The sequence below is a fragment of the Streptomyces sp. NEAU-W12 genome (assembly GCF_026242095.1).
Taxonomy (GTDB): Bacteria; Actinomycetota; Actinomycetes; order Streptomycetales; family Streptomycetaceae; genus Streptomyces.
The window spans coordinates 1-18,753 of record NZ_JAPJDM010000038.1; the positions used below are offsets into that span (position 1 = coordinate 1).

At 74.7% G+C, this 18,753-nt stretch carries 16 protein-coding genes; 13 read left to right on the forward strand and 3 right to left on the reverse strand.

All coding sequences use genetic code 11. From position 1 onward, the window contains the following. The first annotated feature begins 150 nt into the window (after nt 1-150). The 3 genes from ORI94_RS32600 to ORI94_RS32610 all read left to right on the forward strand — a co-directional run bounded on the left by ORI94_RS32600 (nt 151) and on the right by ORI94_RS32610 (nt 3,962). Nucleotides 151-405, forward strand: a complete 255-nt coding sequence (locus ORI94_RS32600; RefSeq protein ID WP_042168405.1) for an acyl carrier protein — start codon at nt 151-153, stop codon at nt 403-405. Between the two features lie 234 nt (nt 406-639). Next, a complete protein-coding gene (locus ORI94_RS32605; protein WP_266082327.1) occupies nt 640-2,919 on the forward strand; it encodes a lantibiotic dehydratase in 2,280 nt (759 codons plus the stop codon). 128 nt (nt 2,920-3,047) lie between these two features. Beyond that, entirely contained in the window at nt 3,048-3,962 is a 915-nt protein-coding gene (locus ORI94_RS32610) for a DUF2510 domain-containing protein (protein WP_266082414.1), read from the forward strand. 181 nt (nt 3,963-4,143) lie between these two features. On the opposite strand, the gene ORI94_RS32615 is transcribed toward ORI94_RS32610, so the two are convergent. Then, complete coding sequence (locus tag ORI94_RS32615) at nt 4,144-5,346, reverse strand: amino acid deaminase/aldolase (protein WP_266082329.1); 1,203 nt, start codon at nt 5,344-5,346, stop codon at nt 4,144-4,146. Nucleotides 5,347-6,098: 752 nt separating this feature from the next. On the opposite strand from ORI94_RS32615, the gene ORI94_RS32620 reads away from it, so the two are divergent. Beyond that, nucleotides 6,099-7,376: a hypothetical protein gene (locus tag ORI94_RS32620; RefSeq protein WP_266082331.1), complete on the forward strand. Its 1,278-nt coding sequence runs from the start codon at nt 6,099-6,101 to the stop codon at nt 7,374-7,376. Next, a complete protein-coding gene (gene mycP, locus ORI94_RS32625) occupies nt 7,373-8,548 on the forward strand; it encodes a type VII secretion-associated serine protease mycosin (protein ID WP_266082333.1) in 1,176 nt (391 codons plus the stop codon). Before ORI94_RS32620 ends, mycP begins: the two co-directional genes overlap by 4 nt. Here mycP and ORI94_RS32630 read toward each other — a convergent pair. Continuing rightward, the gene (locus tag ORI94_RS32630) at nt 8,545-9,333 is read right to left on the reverse strand and encodes a serine hydrolase (protein WP_266082416.1); all 789 of its coding nucleotides are present in this window, start codon (nt 9,331-9,333) and stop codon (nt 8,545-8,547) included. The genes mycP and ORI94_RS32630 overlap by 4 nt on opposite strands. 105 nt (nt 9,334-9,438) lie before the next feature. On the opposite strand from ORI94_RS32630, the gene ORI94_RS32635 reads away from it, so the two are divergent. Beyond that, nucleotides 9,439-10,170, forward strand: a complete 732-nt coding sequence (locus ORI94_RS32635) for an SseB family protein (RefSeq protein WP_266082335.1) — start codon at nt 9,439-9,441, stop codon at nt 10,168-10,170. A gap of 17 nt (nt 10,171-10,187) precedes the next feature. Here the strand turns inward: ORI94_RS32635 and ORI94_RS32640 are convergent, their stop codons facing one another. Further along, nucleotides 10,188-10,565 (reverse strand): DUF1844 domain-containing protein, encoded by a 378-nt coding sequence (locus tag ORI94_RS32640; RefSeq protein ID WP_266082337.1) that lies wholly within the window; start codon nt 10,563-10,565, stop codon nt 10,188-10,190. 405 nt (nt 10,566-10,970) lie between these two features. On the opposite strand from ORI94_RS32640, the gene infC reads away from it, so the two are divergent. The 7 genes from infC to pheT all read left to right on the forward strand — a co-directional run bounded on the left by infC (nt 10,971) and on the right by pheT (nt 18,564). Then, nucleotides 10,971-11,639 (forward strand): translation initiation factor IF-3, encoded by a 669-nt coding sequence (infC, locus tag ORI94_RS32645; RefSeq protein WP_266082418.1) that lies wholly within the window; start codon nt 10,971-10,973, stop codon nt 11,637-11,639. Between the two features lie 119 nt (nt 11,640-11,758). Next, entirely contained in the window at nt 11,759-11,953 is a 195-nt protein-coding gene (gene rpmI, locus ORI94_RS32650; RefSeq protein WP_015661694.1) for a 50S ribosomal protein L35, read from the forward strand. A 100-nt stretch (nt 11,954-12,053) separates the two neighbouring features. Continuing rightward, the gene (rplT, locus tag ORI94_RS32655) at nt 12,054-12,437 is read left to right on the forward strand and encodes a 50S ribosomal protein L20 (RefSeq protein WP_004933571.1); all 384 of its coding nucleotides are present in this window, start codon (nt 12,054-12,056) and stop codon (nt 12,435-12,437) included. Between the two features lie 139 nt (nt 12,438-12,576). Then, the gene (locus tag ORI94_RS32660) at nt 12,577-13,455 is read left to right on the forward strand and encodes a TrmH family RNA methyltransferase (RefSeq protein WP_266082351.1); all 879 of its coding nucleotides are present in this window, start codon (nt 12,577-12,579) and stop codon (nt 13,453-13,455) included. Nucleotides 13,456-13,584: 129 nt separating this feature from the next. After that, nucleotides 13,585-14,730 (forward strand): sensor histidine kinase, encoded by a 1,146-nt coding sequence (locus ORI94_RS32665; protein ID WP_266082353.1) that lies wholly within the window; start codon nt 13,585-13,587, stop codon nt 14,728-14,730. Between the two features lie 148 nt (nt 14,731-14,878). Next, nucleotides 14,879-16,000 carry a phenylalanine--tRNA ligase subunit alpha gene (gene pheS, locus ORI94_RS32670; protein WP_062192348.1) on the forward strand — a complete coding sequence of 374 codons (1,122 nt, stop codon included), beginning with the start codon at nt 14,879-14,881 and terminating at the stop codon, nt 15,998-16,000. Further along, on the forward strand, nt 16,000-18,564 hold the full coding sequence (gene pheT, locus ORI94_RS32675; protein WP_266082356.1) for a phenylalanine--tRNA ligase subunit beta: 2,565 nt from the start codon (nt 16,000-16,002) through the stop codon (nt 18,562-18,564). Before pheS ends, pheT begins: the two co-directional genes overlap by 1 nt. Nucleotides 18,565-18,753 lie beyond the last annotated feature (189 nt).

Sequence of the window (18,753 nt, forward strand, 5' to 3'; positions counted from 1 at the left end):
GCGCGCCGGCCGCCGCGAACGGGCCGTGGTGGTCGTCTCCGGCGGCAACACCCCCGCCCGCCTGCACGCCCTTCTCCGCCCACGCACCGCGACACCCACGGAAAGAGCCGTGGAAGCACCCACCGCCACCACCATCGAGGAGCACACGTCATGACCGAGAACACCGCGACCGCCACCCGCACCGCCGACCTGCTCGTCGGGATCTTCCGCGACGTGCTCGGCCTGCCCGACCTGACCGCGGACACCGACTTCTACGAAGCGGGCGGCGACTCGCTCACCGCCTTCCAGATCACCGGCCGGCTCGAGGAGGTCCTCGGCGCGGAGGTGCCGGTGTCCCTGGTCTTCGCCTACCCCACACCGCGGGACCTGGCCGAGGTCGTCGACGCCGACTACGGCCGCCCCTGACCTCCACGGCACCCGCTGCCCCCTCCACCGTGCGCCCCACCGGTCCCCGGCCCCGACGCGACCGCACGAGGGCCGGGGGCCGGCGCGCGCCGCGCACCGGCCCCCGCCCCGCCCCGCGCCGGCCCGCACCCCTTCCCGCCCCGCCGCCGCGCCCTCGCGCGCCTCGTCCCGCCCCGACCCGCCCGCGCCGTGCCCCTCCGCCCGTCCCCCGCGCTCGCCAAGGAGAGCCCTGCCATGACCGAAGACCGCGTACCGTCCCTCGGCCGCTGGCGTCTGTGGGAGCAGTTCGCGCTGCGCGGCCCCGGCTTCCCCGCCGACGGGGTGCTGCGGCTGGCCCCGCCCGGACTGGCCGAGGCCGCCGACAAGTTCGCCCCGGAGGCCCCCCTCGACGGCGCGCGCTGGACGGATTTCGCCCGCCTGTTCGCCGACGCCGCCGTGGAGACCGCGCACACCCTCCAGGACATCGCCCGCACGCCGTCCTTCCGGGAGGCGGTGGCCTGGCAGAACCGCCCGGTCCTCACCTCCGGTATCGCCCCGTTCCTGCGCTGGACGCCGGGCGTGGACAGCCGCAGCAGCATGCCCCGCCAGCGCGAGGAACTGGTCGCCCACTACTGGCAGCGGTTCTGCGTGAAGAACGACACCATCGGCTTCTTCGGCCCCGTCGGCTGGGGCCGCTGGGACGCCGCGGTGTCCGGCGCCGCCGTCGACACCGGTTCCGGCATCGTCGCCGAGTCCACCGTCTACTGGGCGAGCTGGGGCGTCGACGCGCTGGCCAGGACCCTGGACGCCGATCCCGGCCTGCGGGAGTGGATCGCCCCTCGCCGGGTGCCCTTCGTGACGGTGGACGGCTGCCGGGTCCGCGTGCCCGGCCGGAGTCCGGTGACGGTCCCCGCCCGGACCGCGGCCGTCCTCGGCCTCTGCGACGGCGTCCGCCCGGCGCGGGCGATCGCCGCCGCGCTTCCGGACCACGACGTGCCCGCCGTCCTCGCCGACCTGGTCGCCCGCCGCTGGGTGGTATGGCGCCTGGACGTACCCGCGGGCACCCACCCCGACCGGGACCTGCGGGCCTGGCTGGAGACCGTCGGCGCGCCGGAACCGCGCCGACGGGGGCTCGCCGCGCTCGACCGGCTGGAGGAGGGCCGCGCGGCGGTGGCGGCCGCCCATGACGTGGACGCGCTGGTCGGCGCGCTGACCGGCCTGGAGCGGGACTTCACCGAACTGACCGACACCGCCGCCGTACGGGAGAAGTCCGCGTCGACCGCGCCGTGCCGGGCACTCGTGTACCACGACTCCCGCCGGTCCGCGACGGCCCGCCTCGGCCCCGAGGTGCTGGAGGCGCTGCGCCCGCTGCGGCTGCTCATGGACAGCGCCGGGTGGCTCACCTCACGGCTTGCCGCCGTCGTACGGACCGGGACGCGCGCGGTGTACGAACGCCTCGCCGCCGAGGGACCGGTAGACCTGGCCGCCCTCTGGTTCGCGTGCCTCCCGGTGCTGCACGGCACCGCGCGCGCCACCGCCGGCGAACTCCAGGAGGAGTTCGCCGCCACCTGGCGGCGGATCCTCGCGATCCCCCCGGACGCCCGCCGCGTGACCGTCCGCTCCGCGGACATCGAGGCGGCGGTGCGCGAGGAGTTCGCCGGTTCCGGCGGCTGGACGGCGGCCCGCTACCTGAGCCCGGACATCATGATCGCCGCCGACGGCACCGAGGCGGTGGCCCGCGGCGACTTCACCCTCGTCCTCGGCGAACTCCACCTGGCCGCCAACACGCTGGGCGCCTCCCTCTTCACCCACCAGCACCCGGACGCCGGCGAACTGCTCCGTCTGACCGACCGGGACCACCCCGGGCCGCGCCTGCTGCCGCTGATCCCCAAGGAGCACCGCGCGCGCCTGTCCGCCCGGGTCCGGAACACGCTGATCCGGCCCCAGGACTACCAGGTCGCCCTGACCGACTTCACCGCGGACCCCGCCCGCCCCCGGGCCGTGCTCAGCGCCGACGCCGTCGTCGAGGAGCGTGACGGCGACCTGGTCGTCCGGCTCCCGGACGGTGCGCGGTTTCCGGTGACGGACGTCTTCTCGCACGTCCTGACCACCCTGTCGATGGACCTCTTCCAACTCCTGCCGCCGAAGGGCCACACACCGCGCGTCACCGTCGACCGGCTGGTGGTGGCCCGGGAGACGTGGCGGCTGCCCGCGTCGGAGGCGGGGTTCGCCGACGACAAGGACGAGGCCCGGCGCTTCGTCCGCGCCCGGCACTGGCGCGCACGACTCGGCCTGCCCCGCTACGTCTTCGTCGTCTCCCCGACCGAGTCCCGGCCGTTCTACGTCGACTTCGACAGTCCCGTGTACGTCACGATCCTCGCCAAGGCGCTGCGCCGGCTGGCCCGCCGGGACCCGCGGGGCACGGTCACGTTCACGGAGATGCTGCCCTCACCGGAGCAGACCTGGCTCCGCGACGACGAGGGACGCCGGTACACCTCGGAACTGCGCTTCGTGGCGTTCGACACGGAGGCGTAGCCGCCGGGGCACCGCCGCCCCCCGCCGTCGCCGTCCGCACCCGGGACGGCGGCCCGTCCCGGGCGCGGACCGGTCGCGAGGACGACGACGGGCTTCGACGGTCCTCGCCCTAGAGTGCTCGGATGAGCATGACGCCCGCACCCGGCTGGTACCCCGACCCGCACGCCCCGCACCTGGAACGCTGGTGGGACGGCACGGCCTGGAGCGAGCACCGGCGCACCCCGGAGGCCCCCGGCGGGCCGGTGCCGACGCCCCCCGGTGGCACCGGCGGCCGTACCCGGGCGATCGCCCTCGCCACGGCGGCCGCCGTGCTCGTCGCCGCGGTCGTCACCGGCGCGGTGCTGCTGGGCGGCGACGACGGAGACCCGGAGACCAGGACCGGCCCGTCCACCGCGCCGTCCGCCCCCTCACCGGACGGCGACGGCCCAGCACCGTCCGTCTCCGCCTCCGCGTCCGAGCCCTCCGCCGACGACCCGAACACCGTCGAGGACCAGCTCAACGGCGTCACCTTCCCGCTCCTCGACGGCTGGGTCCGGCCGGAGAACGTCAGCCGGGACGACGTCGTCATGACCACTCCCGGTACCCACGACTGCCCCGGCGAGGGCAGCGCCTGTCGCCACGGCCTCGTCATCTCCCGCACGATGACCGGGACCGACGAGACCTCCCCCGAACTGCTCGCCGAGGAGGACGTCTCCGACGCGGCCGAGGACGCCTTCGAGGAGGACGCACTCGACCAGAGCCCCTACGGCGGCATCGAGTCCCACACGGTCCTGAAGTCCGGCCCGGTCGCGGTGGCGGGCCGCGCCGGGTACTACGTCCGCTGGCAGGTGACGACCGGCAGGGGCCCCGGCGGGTACGTGCAGTCGCTGGTCTTCCCCTCCACCGTCGGCACCGGGGCGCCGGTCGCCGTCCGCTACGTGTTCGAAGCAGGCGACGACGCACCGCCCCTGGCCGACATGGACCGCATCACCAAGGGCATCCGCGCGGCCGGCGACGCGGGCCCTGGCGGCGGTGTGGGCAACAGCGTCGGCCCCGCCTCCTGAGCCCGCCCCCTGGCCCGCGGCGGCACACCGGCCCCCTCGAACCGGGCCGGGCCCGGCCCGGCGCTGCGCCTCGCCGCGTTGCCAAAGAGCGCCGGCAACTCCGCCACTGGGGCTCTCCGGTGCCTTGCGAGGCACGGGACCGGACCACGCGACCCGATCGGACGCCCCCAGGGAAAGACCCCTAAAGGAACGTCATGCCCTCGCCGCGGTACGTCGGTACGGTGTCCGTCACCGCGTCGCCCTCGACCAGCCGCAGCGCGTCGAACCGCTCGCACAGCTCGCCCGCCTTGGCGTGCCGGAACCACACCTTGTCGCCGATCAGCAGGTCGTCGGCCGGTGGGCCCAGCAGCGGTGTCTGGACCTCGCCGGGCCCCTCCTGCGGGTCGTAGCGCAGCCCCCCGGGCAGATACGGCACCGGCAGCCGGTCGGTGCCGGCCGCGCCGGACGCCGGATAACCGCCGCCGAGCACCGTCACCACGCCCACACCCGGGCGCCGTACGACGGGCAGGGCGAAGAGAGCCGCCGGACGCCCGGTGAAGGACGTGTAGTTGTCGAACAGCCGTGGTACGTACAGTCCCGAACCCGCCGCGATCTCGGTGACCGCGTCCTCCTCGGCGGTGTACTGCACGCTGCCCGTGCCACCGCCGTTGACGAACTCCAGACCCGGCACGACCTCCCGTACCGCCCGCACCACCGCCGCTCGCCTCGCGGCGAGCTCCCGGCGGGCGGTGGCCTGCATCAGCCGTACGGCCCGGGACCGCAGCGGCTGCCCGGCCACCGCATCCCCGACCCCCGCGACATGCCCCTCGTACGCCATGATCCCCACCACCTCGAACCCGGGGCGCCGGACCACCGCGCGGGCCAGCTCGGCGACCTGCGCGGGGGAGTGGAGCGGGGAACGCCGGGCACCGACCCGCACCCGTCCGCCGAGCAACCTCAGCGAGGTGTCCAGCTCCAGGCAGACCCGCACCACCTCCCCGCCCCCGGCGCGCGCCGCGTCGATCAGGTCCAGTTGTGCCAGGTCGTCGACCATGACGGTGACGGCGGCGGCCAGTTTGGGATCGGCGGCCAGCTCGGCGTAACCAGAGCGGTCGGCGGAGGGGTAGGCGAGCAGGATGTCGTCGAAACCGGAGCGGGCCAGCCACAGGGACTCGGCGAGGGTGAACGACATGATGCCCGCGAAGCCGTCCCGGGCGAGCACCCGTTCGAGCAGGGCGCGGCAGCGCACGGACTTGCCGGCCACCCGCACCGGCTTCCCGCCGGCCCGCCGGAGCAGATCGTCCGCGTTGGCGTCGAAGGCGTCCAGATCGACGATCGCGAGCGGGGCGTCGAGGTGGGCGGTGGCCCGGTCGTAACGGGCCCGGTCGGAGGCGCGCACAGTCATGGACGCAGCCTGCCAGACGGGTTTGCCACAGGGGTAGGGGGATGTTCCGGGCAGATGCCGCGGGCCTGCGGACTGGTTCCCGTCCGGCCGGTGTCACGCCGTAGAGTGACGCGCACGTCCGGCGGCCCACGCCGGGCAAGGACCCGTGCCGGGATGATGCTCCTCCCGTGCGGGTATCTGTGCCCGGGACGGCTTCGTACCGGGTCCGGCGGCAGACACCGGCCCGCGGCGAGGAAACGGTCCGGGCACGAGGAAACGGGGGGTGCATGAGCACGGAAGCGCAGCGCGCCTCCCACCCTCCCCGCCCCACGCCCCCTCCGCCACCGTCCACGCCCCCGCCCCGCCCGCCGGCCGACGACACCCGCGGGCCGGGCCGGCGGCAGCCGGACGCCGGCACCGGGCCGCGCGGGACATCCGGCGCGACGCCCTCCGGGGGAGCGGCGAACGGCACCGACGGCGCCGCGCCGGTGCAGCCCAAGGGGCGGACCTCCGGCGGGACCGGCGCGTTCGACGTGCGCCGGCCGGCCGCGGCGCCGTCCGCCGACACCGGCGGAGCGGAGGGCGGCGCAGGGGGCGCGCCCGCTCCCGCCCCCTCCTCCCCGGCGTCTTCACCGTCCCGGCCCCCCTTCCCGGGGTTCGGCGCCGGTGGCCGAAGCGGCCGGGACGAACCGGCGGGCACGGGCAGTGGTACGGACGGCGCGGCACCGCCCCCGCCGAGGGTGTCCGCCCGTTTTCCGGACACCCCGCCGGCCGTGGACCGCGGGGCACCGTCCCCGGCCGCCTCGCCGAACGGCTCGGCCACCGTGCCGGTGCAGCCCACCCGCGGCCCCGACCGCCCGGGCCGGCAGCAGCCGCCCACCCGGCAGCGCCCCGCCGCGGGCCGCGCGGACGCCCGCCGTACCGAGGCACGCCCCGAGACCCCGGCGGAGACGACGACCCGCCTGCGCCCGGTCCCCGTCCGGGCATCCGCACCGGCTCGGCCCGCCGCGCCCCCGCCCCCGGCCGTGCCGCCCCCGGTCCCGCCGTCCCGGCCGGCCGCGCCCCCGCTCCGTCCAAAGCGGGACGGCGCGTGGGCTCCGGTTCCGCGTCCGGGTGCCGAGGAGCCGTACCGCTCCGGGCGGGACACCGCCGCGCACTACGGCCGGGGCACCCCCGACCCCGCGTTCTCCTGGAGCGCTTCCACGGAAGCCGGTGCCTCCGGCTCCGGCCGGCCGGTCGTGACGTTCGCGCAGCCCGAGGGGTACGACGAGAACGCCCGGCCGTACCCGCTCGGGCGGCGGTTGCGCTCCCAGGTCGTGGCCGCCGCGGTCTGTCTCGTCCTCGGCGTGGGCCTGATCGGCGGTGCTGTCGCCGGGAGCTGGCTCGCCGGGGACTCCGGCGAGGCGGGGGAGAGCAGCGGCTTCGCCGCCGCCGGCAGCATGTGGCACAACGTTCCGGTCGACGAACTGTTCCCGCCCACCCTTCAGGGCAAGGGCGCCGGCCCCGGTGACGCCGACCGGACCTGGACCCGGATAGCGGTGGCCCCGGACAGCGGCTGCGAGGGCGCCTTCGACCCGCTGCTGCGCAAGCTGCTCGCCCCCGCCGGCTGCGAACGACTGTTGCGCGCCACCTACACCGACGCCACCCAGAGCCATGTCACCACCGTCGGCCTGCTGTTCACCGAGGCCGACGCCGCCGCCATGGCCTCCCTCGCCGGCCGGTTCGACAAGGAACGCCTGGACCGCCGCAGCGATCTGATGCCCCGCCCGTACGCGGCGAAGGGGACCGCGGCCGCGGACTTCGGCGCCGGACAGCGTGCCGCGTGGGCGATCTCCGTCCTCACCGACGCCCCCGTCGTCGTCTACGCCGTGTCCGGCTGGGCCGACGGCCGCGGCGTCGACACCCCCCTGCCCGCCGAGGACGCCATGGAGTCCGGCACCACCACCGCCCCCGCCCAGGCAGGCCTCGGCCACGAGGCGCGGGGCCTCGCCGACCGGGTCGAACGCGGTCTGCGCAAGAACGTCGGTACGGCCACGGAGCAGCCTTCATGAGGCCCGCGACCGCCCGAGCCGCGGTCCTGAGCGTCCTGCTGGCCGCCGGCCTCGCCCTGCTCCCCGCCACCGCCGCGTACGCCGACAGCATCCGCGACCAGCAGTGGGGCCTGGACGCCCTGCACACCGACGAGGCCTGGCGCACCACGCGGGGCGCGGGTGTCACCGTCGCCGTCCTGGACACCGGGGTCGACGCCGAGCACCCCGACCTCGCCGGCAACGTCCTGGCCGGCAAGGACCTGGTCGGCTTCGGAGCCGAGGCCGGCGACCGCGCCTGGGCCCGGCACGGCACCGCCATGGCCGGCATCATCGCCGGTCACGGACACGGCGCCGGGAACGGCGAAGGCGTCCTGGGCATCGCGCCCGAGGCGAGGATCCTCCCCGTGCGGGTGATCCTGGAGGACGGCGACCCCTCCCGTGCCAAGGCCCGCAGCACCCGCGGCAACGCCCTCGCCGAAGGCATCCGCTGGGCCGCCGACCACGGTGCCGACGTCATCAACCTCTCCCTCGGCGACGACTCCGCCTCCGCACACCCCGAGTCCGGAGAGGACGAGGCCATCCAGTACGCCCTCCGCAAGGGCGTGGCCGTCGTCGCCTCCGCCGGGAACGGCGGAGAGAAGGGCGACCGTGTCTCCTACCCGGCCGCCTACCCGGGCGTCGTCGCCGTCACCGCCGTCGACCGCTACGGCACCCGTGCCCCCTTCTCCACCCGGCGCTGGTACGCCACGGTCAGCGCCCCGGGCGTCGACGTGATCATCGCCGACCCCGACCGCAAGTACTACGAGGGCTGGGGCACCAGCGCCGCCGCCGCGTTCGTCTCCGGTGCCGTCGCCCTGGTCAGGGCGGCCCACCCCGGGCTGACCCCGGCCCAGCTCAAGAGGCTCCTCGAGGACACCGCCCGCAACGCCCCCGCCGACGGCCGCGACGACTCCCGCGGCTTCGGCTTCGTCGACCCGGCCGCCGCCATCGAGGCCGCGGCCCGCCTGAGGCCCGAGAGCCCGGAGCCGGCGGCCTACGGCGAGCAGTACTTCGGCCCCGGCCCGGACACCGCCGGGTCCGACACCGGCACCGCCGACTGGGCCGCTCCCCTCGCGGGCGGCGCGGGCGGCGTCCTCCTGGTGGCCACGGTCGTCCTGTGGCGCGGCCGCCGGCCGGGCCACCAGGACGCCTAGGGCCGCCCTCCGTCCGGCGGACCGGGGCGGGGGCGGCCGGCGGCATCCCCGCGGCCGGGGCGAACGGGGCCGGGTGAGTGCGGCCGCACCGCCGACACCGCCGCCCGTGCCGCCGCCTCCACCAGAGAGACGCCCCGGGCCATCGTCGGGTTGCCGTCGGACAGCGCGGCCACCAGGAGCTCCCGGCCCCCGACCGTGACGCGGCCGACGCTGTTCACGGCCCACAGCCCGGTCGCGTCGCGCGGTACCCAGCCGTTCTTCACCGCCCACGCCGCGCCGCCCGCCGGCAGCGCGTCCGCCACCACCGGCACCCCCCACGCCTGCTCCGGGACGACCCGCTCCATCAGCCCCCGTACGTACGCCCGCGAGGCCGCGGTCAGTGCCGAGTCCGCCGGGTTCCCGAACACCTGGCGGAGCAGCAGGAGCTGATCGGCGGCCGTGGTCCGGGTCAACCCCCAGCGGGGGCCGTCGCCGCCCCCGGTGCCGGTCAGGCCGAGGCGGGTGTGCGCGGCGTCGAGGCCGCCCGCCCGCCCGATCGAGCGCCACAGCGCCGACGCCGCGTCGTTGTCGCTGCGCTCGATCATCGCCGCCGCGTACGAGCGCTCCTCCCCGCTGAGCGCCCGTCCCGCGTCCTGCGCCTTCAGCAGCAGCGCCGCCAGGATGCCGACCTTCACCACGCTCGCCGTGACGAACGCCCGGCCTCCGTGACGGAAACCCGCCCCGGAGACCGGGTCCAGCACCCCCACCGACACCTCGGCCCCGTCCGGCACGGCCACCGCCGCCATCGCCGCCGGCCACGCACCCCGCCCGTCGGACCCCACCGGCACCTCCCGCTCTCCGCGTCCGCCCGCGTGCGAGCCTGCCACCCCGGGCCGATAGGGTCGACGACCGTGGCGAACAAGAACATTCCCGACCCCGGCTACCGTGACGACGACGGCTCCGCGGACCCCCGGCTGAGCGCGGCGCTCGCCGCCTGGGCCGAGGACGGCAACGCCGTCGCGCCGGTCCTCGACGCGCTCAGGGGCACCCGGCTGCTGGTCCCCGTGGTGGCCGTCCTCGGCGAGACCGAGGAGGACGAACGAGGGCTGCGCCGCGAGAAGACCAGCGACATGGCCGTCCCCACACTGAAGGCCGGCGGCCGCACCGCGCTGCCCGCCTTCACCTCCACCGACTCGCTCGCCCGCTGGGACCCCCGGGCCCGCCCGGTCGCCGTACCACTGCACCAGGCCCTGCAGGCGGCCGCGCACGAGAAGGCGGACACGGTCGTCCTCGACCTGGCCGGGCCCGTGCCCTTCGAACTGACCGGCCCGCTGCTGCTCGCGCTCGCCGAAGGACGTACGACCGCCGACCCGCTGGCCGACCCCGCGGTCACCGGCGCCCTGCGCGCGGTCGTCGCCGCGGAACCCGCCGTCCTGCGCGCCCACCTCGGACCGGGACAGGCCGACGGCACCCTCGCCCTGGTCCTCGACCCCGCCGCCCCCGTCGCCGAGACCGCCCGCGCCGTGGCACAGCGGCTCGCCGCCGACGAAACACTGAGGGCCCGCCTGGTGCGCGGCCTCGACCTGGCGGTACTGCCGGCCGGAGCGACGCCACCGGGCGAGCCCTTCTACGTCCGCGGGTGACCCGTGCCCCGCCGCGCTCAGCCGTAGACCGCGCCCGTGTACTTCTCGCCCGGCCCCTGCCCCGGCTCGTCCTTGACGAGCGAGGCCTCGCGGAACGCCAGCTGGAGCGACTTCAGGCCGTCGCGCAGCGGTGCCGCGTGGAAGGAGCTGATCTCGGTCGCGGACGCGTCCAGCAGACCGGCCAGCGCGTGCACCAGCTTGCGGGCCTCGTCCAGGTCCCTGTGCTCGTCGCCCTCCTCGGTCAGACCGAGCTTCACGGCCGCGGCGCTCATCAGATTGACGGCGACCGTCACGATCACCTCGACGGCCGGGACCTCGGCGATGTCTCGGGCCATGGTGTCGAAGTCGGGGGTGTCGGCGGTTTCGGGGGTGCCCGCGGGGGAGGTCTCACTCATGCCCCACACGATAGGGCCCGGCGCGTGTCCCCTTGACAGCAGGAGGTGCGCCGACCAGGGCCCGGCGCAGGCGGTTAGCGTACCCTCGCGGAAGCTGCTAACCTTGTGTAACGACCGGTCGGACCCGTCTGCCCACAGCATGCGTGCCCGGCCCACAAGTGGAGGCTTTCGAACTCCCACCTGACCGTCCCCCGGACGGCAGGTCACCGGTCAGGCGGTCCCGCTCGACGGCGATCCGCCCGAAAGTGCGCCCCGCGGTCACCGCGGCGGTGCTCCGGTAGTTCGAGGAGCCCCGCCCGTGATCGTCCGGGGCGTTTTTGTTGCTTCGGCGCGGTCAGGTCTAACGAACACAGACGTTACGCGGCTGTCCGCCAGGCTGTCGCGTGGTGCTATCTAGGAGGATCCATCAGCGCCGAGCCCCGCATCAACGACCGGATTCGCGTTCCCGAGGTGCGACTTGTCGGTCCCAGTGGCGAGCAGGTGGGCATCGTCCCGCTGGCCAAGGCACTGGAGCTTGCGCAGGAGTACGACCTGGACCTGGTCGAGGTCGCGGCGAACGCCCGCCCGCCCGTGTGCAAGCTCATGGACTACGGGAAGTTCAAGTACGAGTCGGCCATGAAGGCCCGTGAGGCGCGCAAGAACCAGGCGCACACGGTCATCAAGGAGATGAAGCTCCGGCCGAAGATCGACCCGCACGACTACGACACCAAGAAGGGTCACGTCGTCCGGTTCCTCAAGCAGGGCGACAAGGTCAAGATCACGATCATGTTCCGTGGTCGCGAGCAGTCCCGGCCCGAGCTGGGCTACCGACTGCTGCAGCGGCTCGCGGAGGACGTCCAGGACCTCGGGTTCATCGAGTCGAACCCGAAGCAGGACGGCCGGAACATGATCATGGTTCTCGGTCCGCACAAGAAGAAGACCGAGGCGATGGCCGAGGCCCGTCAGGCACAGGAAGCCCGCAAGGCGGACGCGAAGGCCCACCCCGGCCGCTCGCAGAACGCCGCGGAGGCCGAGCAGTCGGACGACGCCGAGGCGCCGGCCGAGGTCCAGGCCGAGGCTCCCGCCGACGCGTGACCGCATGACCTCGGGGGTCCAGGCCCTCAGGGACACAACCGAAACAAGTACGACGCTCCACCGTGCCCGGTTTTCGTGACCGGGCACCGGAGCGCCACCGACGAGGAGATAACGGCGCCATGCCGAAGAACAAGTCGCACAGCGGTGCCAGCAAGCGCTTCAAGGTCACCGGCTCCGGCAAGGTGCTCCGCGAGCGCGCCGGCAAGCGCCACCTGCTCGAGCACAAGTCGTCCCGTGTGACGCGTCGCCTCACCGGCAACGCCGAGATGGCCCCGGGCGACGCCAAGAAGATCAAGAAGCTTCTCGGCAAGTGACGTTCCGGCGCTCCGGCGCCGTCAGCACGTCAGAACCGGGACCCAATCGATTTCGGGCCACGTGACCACCAACCGCGGCCCCGCTACAAGGAGTTAACAAGTGGCACGCGTCAAGCGGGCAGTCAACGCCCACAAGAAGCGCCGGGCGATCCTCGAGCAGGCCTCCGGCTACCGCGGTCAGCGTTCGCGCCTGTACCGCAAGGCCAAGGAGCAGGTCACCCACTCGCTGGTCTACAACTACAACGACCGCAAGAAGCGCAAGGGTGACTTCCGCCAGCTGTGGATCCAGCGCATCAACGCCGCTGCCCGCGCGAACGGCATCACGTACAACCGCTTCATCCAGGGTCTGAAGGCCGCGAACGTCGAGGTCGACCGCAAGATCCTGGCCGAGCTGGCCGTCAACGACGCCACCGCCTTCGCCGCGCTCGTCGAGGTCGCCCAGAAGGCGCTGCCGGCGGACGTGAACGCGCCCAAGGCCGCGTGACGCCGCGCCGGCCTCGAGACCGGCGTGATCCAACGGACCCGCAGGCGCCGCCTGCGGGTCCGTAGTCTGTCCGGATCCGGAAGCCGGCGCGGCACCCGCGCGGGAGCCGCCGCCGAAGCTGCGAGCGAAAGTGAACCGAATGCCCCCCGCCACCCCTGAGCTGATCTCCTCCCGCTCGCCCCGCGTGCTGGCCGCGCGGCGGCTGGCCAAGCGGAACTTCCGGGGCAAGGAGCGGCTGTTCCTCGCCGAGGGGCCACAGGCCGTACGGGAGGCCGCCGGGCACCGGGACGCCGGCGTGCACGGGAGCGCCGGCGCAGCCACGCTCGTCGAGCTGTTCGCCACCCCGGAGGCCGCCGAGCGGTACGCCGACATCATCGGCGCCGCCCGGGACGCCGGCGCCCGCGTCCACCTCGCCGCCGAGCAGGTCGTCGCCGACATCTCCACCACCGTCACCCCGCAGGGCCTCGTCGGGGTGTGCCGCTTCCTCGACACCCCCTTCGAGGAGATCCTCGCCGCCCGTCCCCGGCTCGTCGCCGTCCTCGCCCACGTCCGCGACCCCGGCAACGCCGGCACCGTCCTGCGGTGCGCCGACGCCGCCGGTGCCGAGGCCGTCGTCCTGACCGACGCCTCCGTGGACCTCTACAACCCCAAGGCCGTCCGCGCCTCCGTCGGATCGCTGTTCCACCTGCCCGTCGCCGTCGGCGTGCCCGTCGAGCACGCCGTGGCCGCCCTGCGGGACACCGGAGTACGGGTACTCGCCGCGGACGGCGCGGGCGGCCGCGACCTCGACGACGAACTCGACCGAGGCACCATGGGCGGGCCCACCGCCTGGGTCTTCGGCAACGAGGCATGGGGACTTCCCGAGGAGACCCGGGCGCTCAGCGACGCCGTCGTCCGTGTCCCGATCCACGGAAAGGCCGAAAGTCTGAACCTCGCCACCGCCGCCGCCGTATGTCTCTACGCGTCGGCGCGTGCACAGCGCGCCGTCGGAGGGTGCCGCTCCGTCACCGAGAGCTAGTAAGGTGACCTGCCCGGGGACCCTCCCCCAGCTCTCGGCCGTACCCCAGGCTCCCCGGCTCCGACCGGACCGGGGACCCCGCATGAGAGCGGGGCACCCCGAGGGAGTACGGAGAGGTGGGACACGGGGATGACCGTCGGCACGAGCAGCGCACCGGGAGCACCTCGGGCGGCGCGCCCGCCCGCGCCCCGGTCCGCCGGCCCCGCCGAGCTCGGCATCGATCCCGACCAGCTGCCCGACGGCCTCGTCGTCGCCGACGAGCACGGCAGGGTCATCTGCTTCAACGCCGCCGCCGCCCGCATCACCGCCGTCCCCGCCGAGCGGGCCCTCGGCAGGCGGCTCGACACGGCCCTGCCGCTGGAGGACCTGGAGGGCCGGCGATGGTGGCAGCTCACCGACCCCTACGGCGGCCTCTCCATCCGGGTGGGCCAGCCCGAGCGCAACCTGCTGCTGCCCGGCGGCCGGGAGGTCCTCGTCTCCGCGCGCTACGTCCGCACCCGGCCCACCGGACCCGTCCACCGCGTCGTCGTGTCGCTGCGCGACACCGAGGCCCGCCGCCGCACCGAACGCAGCCATGCCGAACTGATCGCCATCGTCGCCCACGAACTGCGCTCCCCGCTCACCTCCGTCAAGGGCTTCACCGCCACCCTGCTCGCCAAGTGGGAGCGCTTCACCGACGAGCAGAAACAGCTCATGCTGGAGACCGTCGACGCCGACGCCGACCGGGTCACCCGGCTCATCGCCGAACTCCTCGACATCTCCCGCATCGACTCCGGGCGCCTCGAGCTGCGCCGCCAGCCCGTCGACATCGGGGCCGCCGTCGGACGGCACATCCAGGCCTACGTCGCCGCCGGACAGAGCGCCGACCGGTTCCTGCTGCGCGTCCAGCACCCCCTGCCCGGCCTGTGGGCCGACCCCGACAAGGTCGACCAGGTGCTCAGCAACCTGCTGGAAAACGCGGTGCGCCACGGCGAGGGAACCGTCACCATCGACATCACGCCCTCGGCGTCCCCCCGCGACCGGGAGAACGGCGAGCACGCGGCCACGTCGGTCACCGTGAGCGACGAGGGCCCCGGCATCCCGGAGGAGTCCATGAACCGCGTCTTCACCCGCTTCTGGCGGGGCAGCAAGCGCGGCGGCACCGGCCTCGGGCTGTACATCGTCAAGGGCATCGTCGAGGCCCACGGCGGCACCATCACGGTCGGCCGCGCCCCCAGCGGCGGCGCGGAGCTCCGATTTACGTTGCCCGTGGCGGCCCCCGCGTATCTCACCTAGCGCGCACCCGGGGCCCCACGGGCGCATTCGCGGTCCCCCACCCCGTTAGACTCGGCCCCTGGCACCTTTGTGTCCCGCAGACGGAGACGCTTCGGCCACGAGCCGGTGACGGGGACCACCAGCCAGCCAATCGGAAGTACGGGAAGAGATGTCGGCACCCAATAAGTCGTACGACCCTGTCGAGGTCGAGGCGTTGAAACCGGAAGAGATCGAGCGCATGCGGGACGGGGCGCTCGCCGCCTTCGCCGCCGCGGACTCCCTCGACGCACTCCACGAGGCCAAGATCGCCCACACCGGCCCCGCCTCGCCGCTGGCTCTCGCCAACCGGGAGATCGGAGCCCTGCCCCCGCACGCCAAGGCCGACGCGGGCAAGCGCGTGGGCCAGGCGCGCGGCGCGGTGAACAAGGCCCTCGCCGGCCGCCAGAGCGAACTGGAGGCCGAGCGGGACGCCCGGGTCCTGGTGGAGGAGGCGGTCGACGTCACCCTGCCCCACGACCGGGTACCGTCCGGAGCCCGGCACCCGCTGACCACGCTGTCCGAGCGCATCGAGGACATCTTCGTGGCCATGGGCTACGAGGTGGCCGAGGGCCCCCAGGTGGAGGCCGAGTGGTTCAACTTCGACGCACTCAACATCGGCCCGGACCACCCGGCCCGCGGCGAGCACGACACCTTCTTCGTGCAGGGTCCTCAGGGCGGCACCGAGTCCGGCGTCGTGCTGCGCACCCACACCTCGCCCGTGCAGATCCGCTCCCTGCTCGGCCGCGAGCTGCCGGTCTACGTGATCTGCCCCGGCCGCGTCTACCGCACCGACGAGCTGGACGCGACCCACACCCCGGTCTTCCACCAGGTGGAGCTCCTCGCCGTGGACGAGGGCCTCACCATGGCGGACCTCAAGGGCACCCTGGACCACATGGTGCAGTCGCTGTTCGGCGAGGGCATGAAGACCAGGCTGCGGCCGAACTTCTTCCCCTTCACCGAGCCGAGCGCCGAGATGGACATGCTCTGCTACGTCTGCAAGGGCGAGTCCGTCGGAAACCCCGACCGCCCCTGCCGCACCTGCTCCTCCGAGGGCTGGATCGAGCTCGGCGGCTGCGGCATGGTCAACCCGCGGGTGCTCACCGCCTGCGGCGTCGACCCCGAGAAGTACAGCGGCTTCGCCTTCGGGTTCGGCATCGAGCGGATGCTGATGTTCCGCCACAACGTCGAGGACATGCGAGACATGGTCGAGGGTGACGTCCGGTTCACCCGGCCGTTCGGGATGGAGATCTGATGCGGGTCCCGCTTTCCTGGCTGCGGGAGTACGTCGACCTGCCGGCGACTGAGACCGGGCGCGACGTCCAGGCCAAGCTCATTTCGGCCGGCCTCGAGGTCGAGACGGTCGAACACCTCGGCGCCGACCTCAAGGGCCCCCTGGTCGTCGGCCGGGTGCTCACCATCGAGGAACTGGAGGGCTTCAAGAAGCCCATCCGCTTCTGCACGGTCGACGTCGGGCAGGCCAACGGCACCGGCGCGCCCCAGGAGATCGTCTGCGGCGCCCGCAACTTCGCGGTGGGCGACAAGGTCGTCGTGGTGCTCCCCGGCGCGGTGCTGCCCGGCGGGTTCGCGATCGCCGCCCGCAAGACCTACGGCAAGGTCTCGCACGGCATGATCTGCTCCGGCGACGAGCTGGGCATGGGCGACGACGGCAGCAAGGGCATCATCGTCCTGCCGCCCGAGACCGAGGCCGGCACGGACGCCGTGGAACTGCTCGAGCTGGTCGACGAGGTCCTCGACATCGCCGTCACCCCGGACCGCGGCTACTGCCTGTCGATGCGCGGCGTGGCCCGCGAGACCGCCACCGCCTACGGGCTGCCGCTGCGCGACCCGGCCCTGCTCGACGTCCCCGGGCCGAACGCCTTCGGCTACCCGGTGAAGGTCTCCGACCCCGTCGGCTGCGACCGCTTCACCGCCCGCACGGTGACGGGGCTCAGCCCCGACGCCCGCTCCCCGATCTGGCTCACCCGCCGACTGCAGAAGGCCGGCATGCGCCCGGTCTCCCTGGCCGTCGACGTCACCAACTACGTGATGCTGGAGCTCGGCCAGCCGCTGCACGCCTACGACCGCTCCCTGGTCCAGGGCGCCATCGGTGTGCGCCGCGCCGGGCAGGGTGAGAAGCTCACCACCCTCGACGGCGTGCGGCGCACCCTCGACGCCGGGGACCTGGTGATCACCGACGAGCGCGGCCCGATCGGGCTCGCCGGCGTCATGGGCGGCGCCGACACCGAGATCGCCGACCACGACGTCGAGAAGGCCACGGCCGACGTGGTGATCGAGGCCGCGCACTTCGACGCCGTGTCGATCGCGCGCACGGCCCGCCGGCACAAGCTGTCCTCCGAGGCGTCCCGGCGCTTCGAGCGCGGCGTCGACCCGCAGGCCGCCGCCGCTGCCGCGCAGCGCACCGTCGACCTGCTGGTGCTGCTCGCCGGCGGTACCGCCGAGGCCGGGGTCACCGAGGTCGTCGCCCCGTCCGCGCCCCACACGATCACCCTCCCGGCCGACCACCCCGACCGGGTCGCCGGTGTCGCCTACGGCCGGGAGACCGTCGTGCGCCGCCTCCAGCAGGTCGGCTGCGACGTGGTGGGCAACACCGCCGCGTGGAACGCGTCGTCGGGGAGTGCCGGCCGGGCGACGGGAGGGCAGGACGAGCTGATCGTCACCGTGCCGTCCTGGCGGCCCGACCTCACCGATCCGAACGACCTGGCCGAAGAGGTCATCCGGCTCGAGGGCTACGAGAACCTGCCCGCCACCCTGCCGCGGCCCCCCGCCGGACGCGGGCTGACCTCCCGGCAGCGGCTGCACCGCCGGACCGGCCGGGCCCTGGCCGGTGCCGGGTACGTCGAGGCGCCGAACTACCCGTTCGTCGGCGAGCAGGTCCTCGACCAGCTCGGCCTGGACGCCGACGACCCGGCCCGCAGGGTGGTGAAGCTGACCAACCCGCTCAACGACGAGGAGCCCGCGCTGCGCACCTCGCTGCTGCCCGGTCTGCTCGGCGCGCTGCGGCGCAACGACGGACGCGGCAGCCACGACCTCGCGCTGTTCGAGACCGGCCTCGTCTTCAAGCCGCGCGAGGAGCAGCGGACCGCTCCCCGGCTGCCCGTGGACCGCCGGCCCACCGACGAGGAACTCGCCGGCCTCGACGCGGCGCTGCCCCACCAGCCGCGGCACGTCGCCGTCGTCCTCGCCGGTGCCCGCGAACAGGCCGGCTGGTGGGGCGCGGACCGTCCGGCCGGCTGGGCCGACGCGGTCGAGGCCGCCCGCGGCGTCGCCGCCGAGGCGGGCGCCGAACTCGTCGTCCGCAAGGGCCAGTACGGTCCGTGGCACCCGGGCCGCTGCGCCGAACTGGCGGTCACCGTCGACGGCACCGAGCGGGTCGTCGGCCACGCCGGTGAGCTGCACCCGCGCGTGGTGAAGAACCTGGGCCTGCCTCCGCGCACCTGCGCGATGGAGGTCGACCTGGACGCCCTGGAGCAGGCCGGCCAAGGTATCCCGCAGGCTCCGGCCATCTCCACCTTCCCGGTCGCCACCCAGGACGTCGCCCTGGTCGTCGACGGGGCCGTGCCGGCCTCGGACGTCGAGGCGGCGCTGCGCGAGGGCGCCGGTGAACTGCTGGAGTCCATCCGGCTGTTCGACGTGTACGAGAACGCCGAGCAGCTGGGCGGGGGCCGCAAGTCCCTGGCGTACGCGCTGAGGTTCCGCGCGGCCGACCGGACACTGACGGTCGACGAGGCCTCCGCGGCCCGGGAGACGGCGGTCGCCCTCGCGGGCGAGCGCACCGGGGCGGTCCTGCGGGGCTGACACCCTCCGGGGTTCCGGAGGGCCCGCCGGAGACGGCGGGTTCTCCGGGGCCGTGTGGCCGGCCGGGCACGGTTCGCCGTGCCGCGGCCGGGCCCCCGGCCCCCCCGCGTGCCCGGGGTCCGGGATCCTGAGAGCGGGGGAGGGCTCGGGAAACCGACTGGTGGCTCCCGCCGGTGCCGCTGAGGCCGG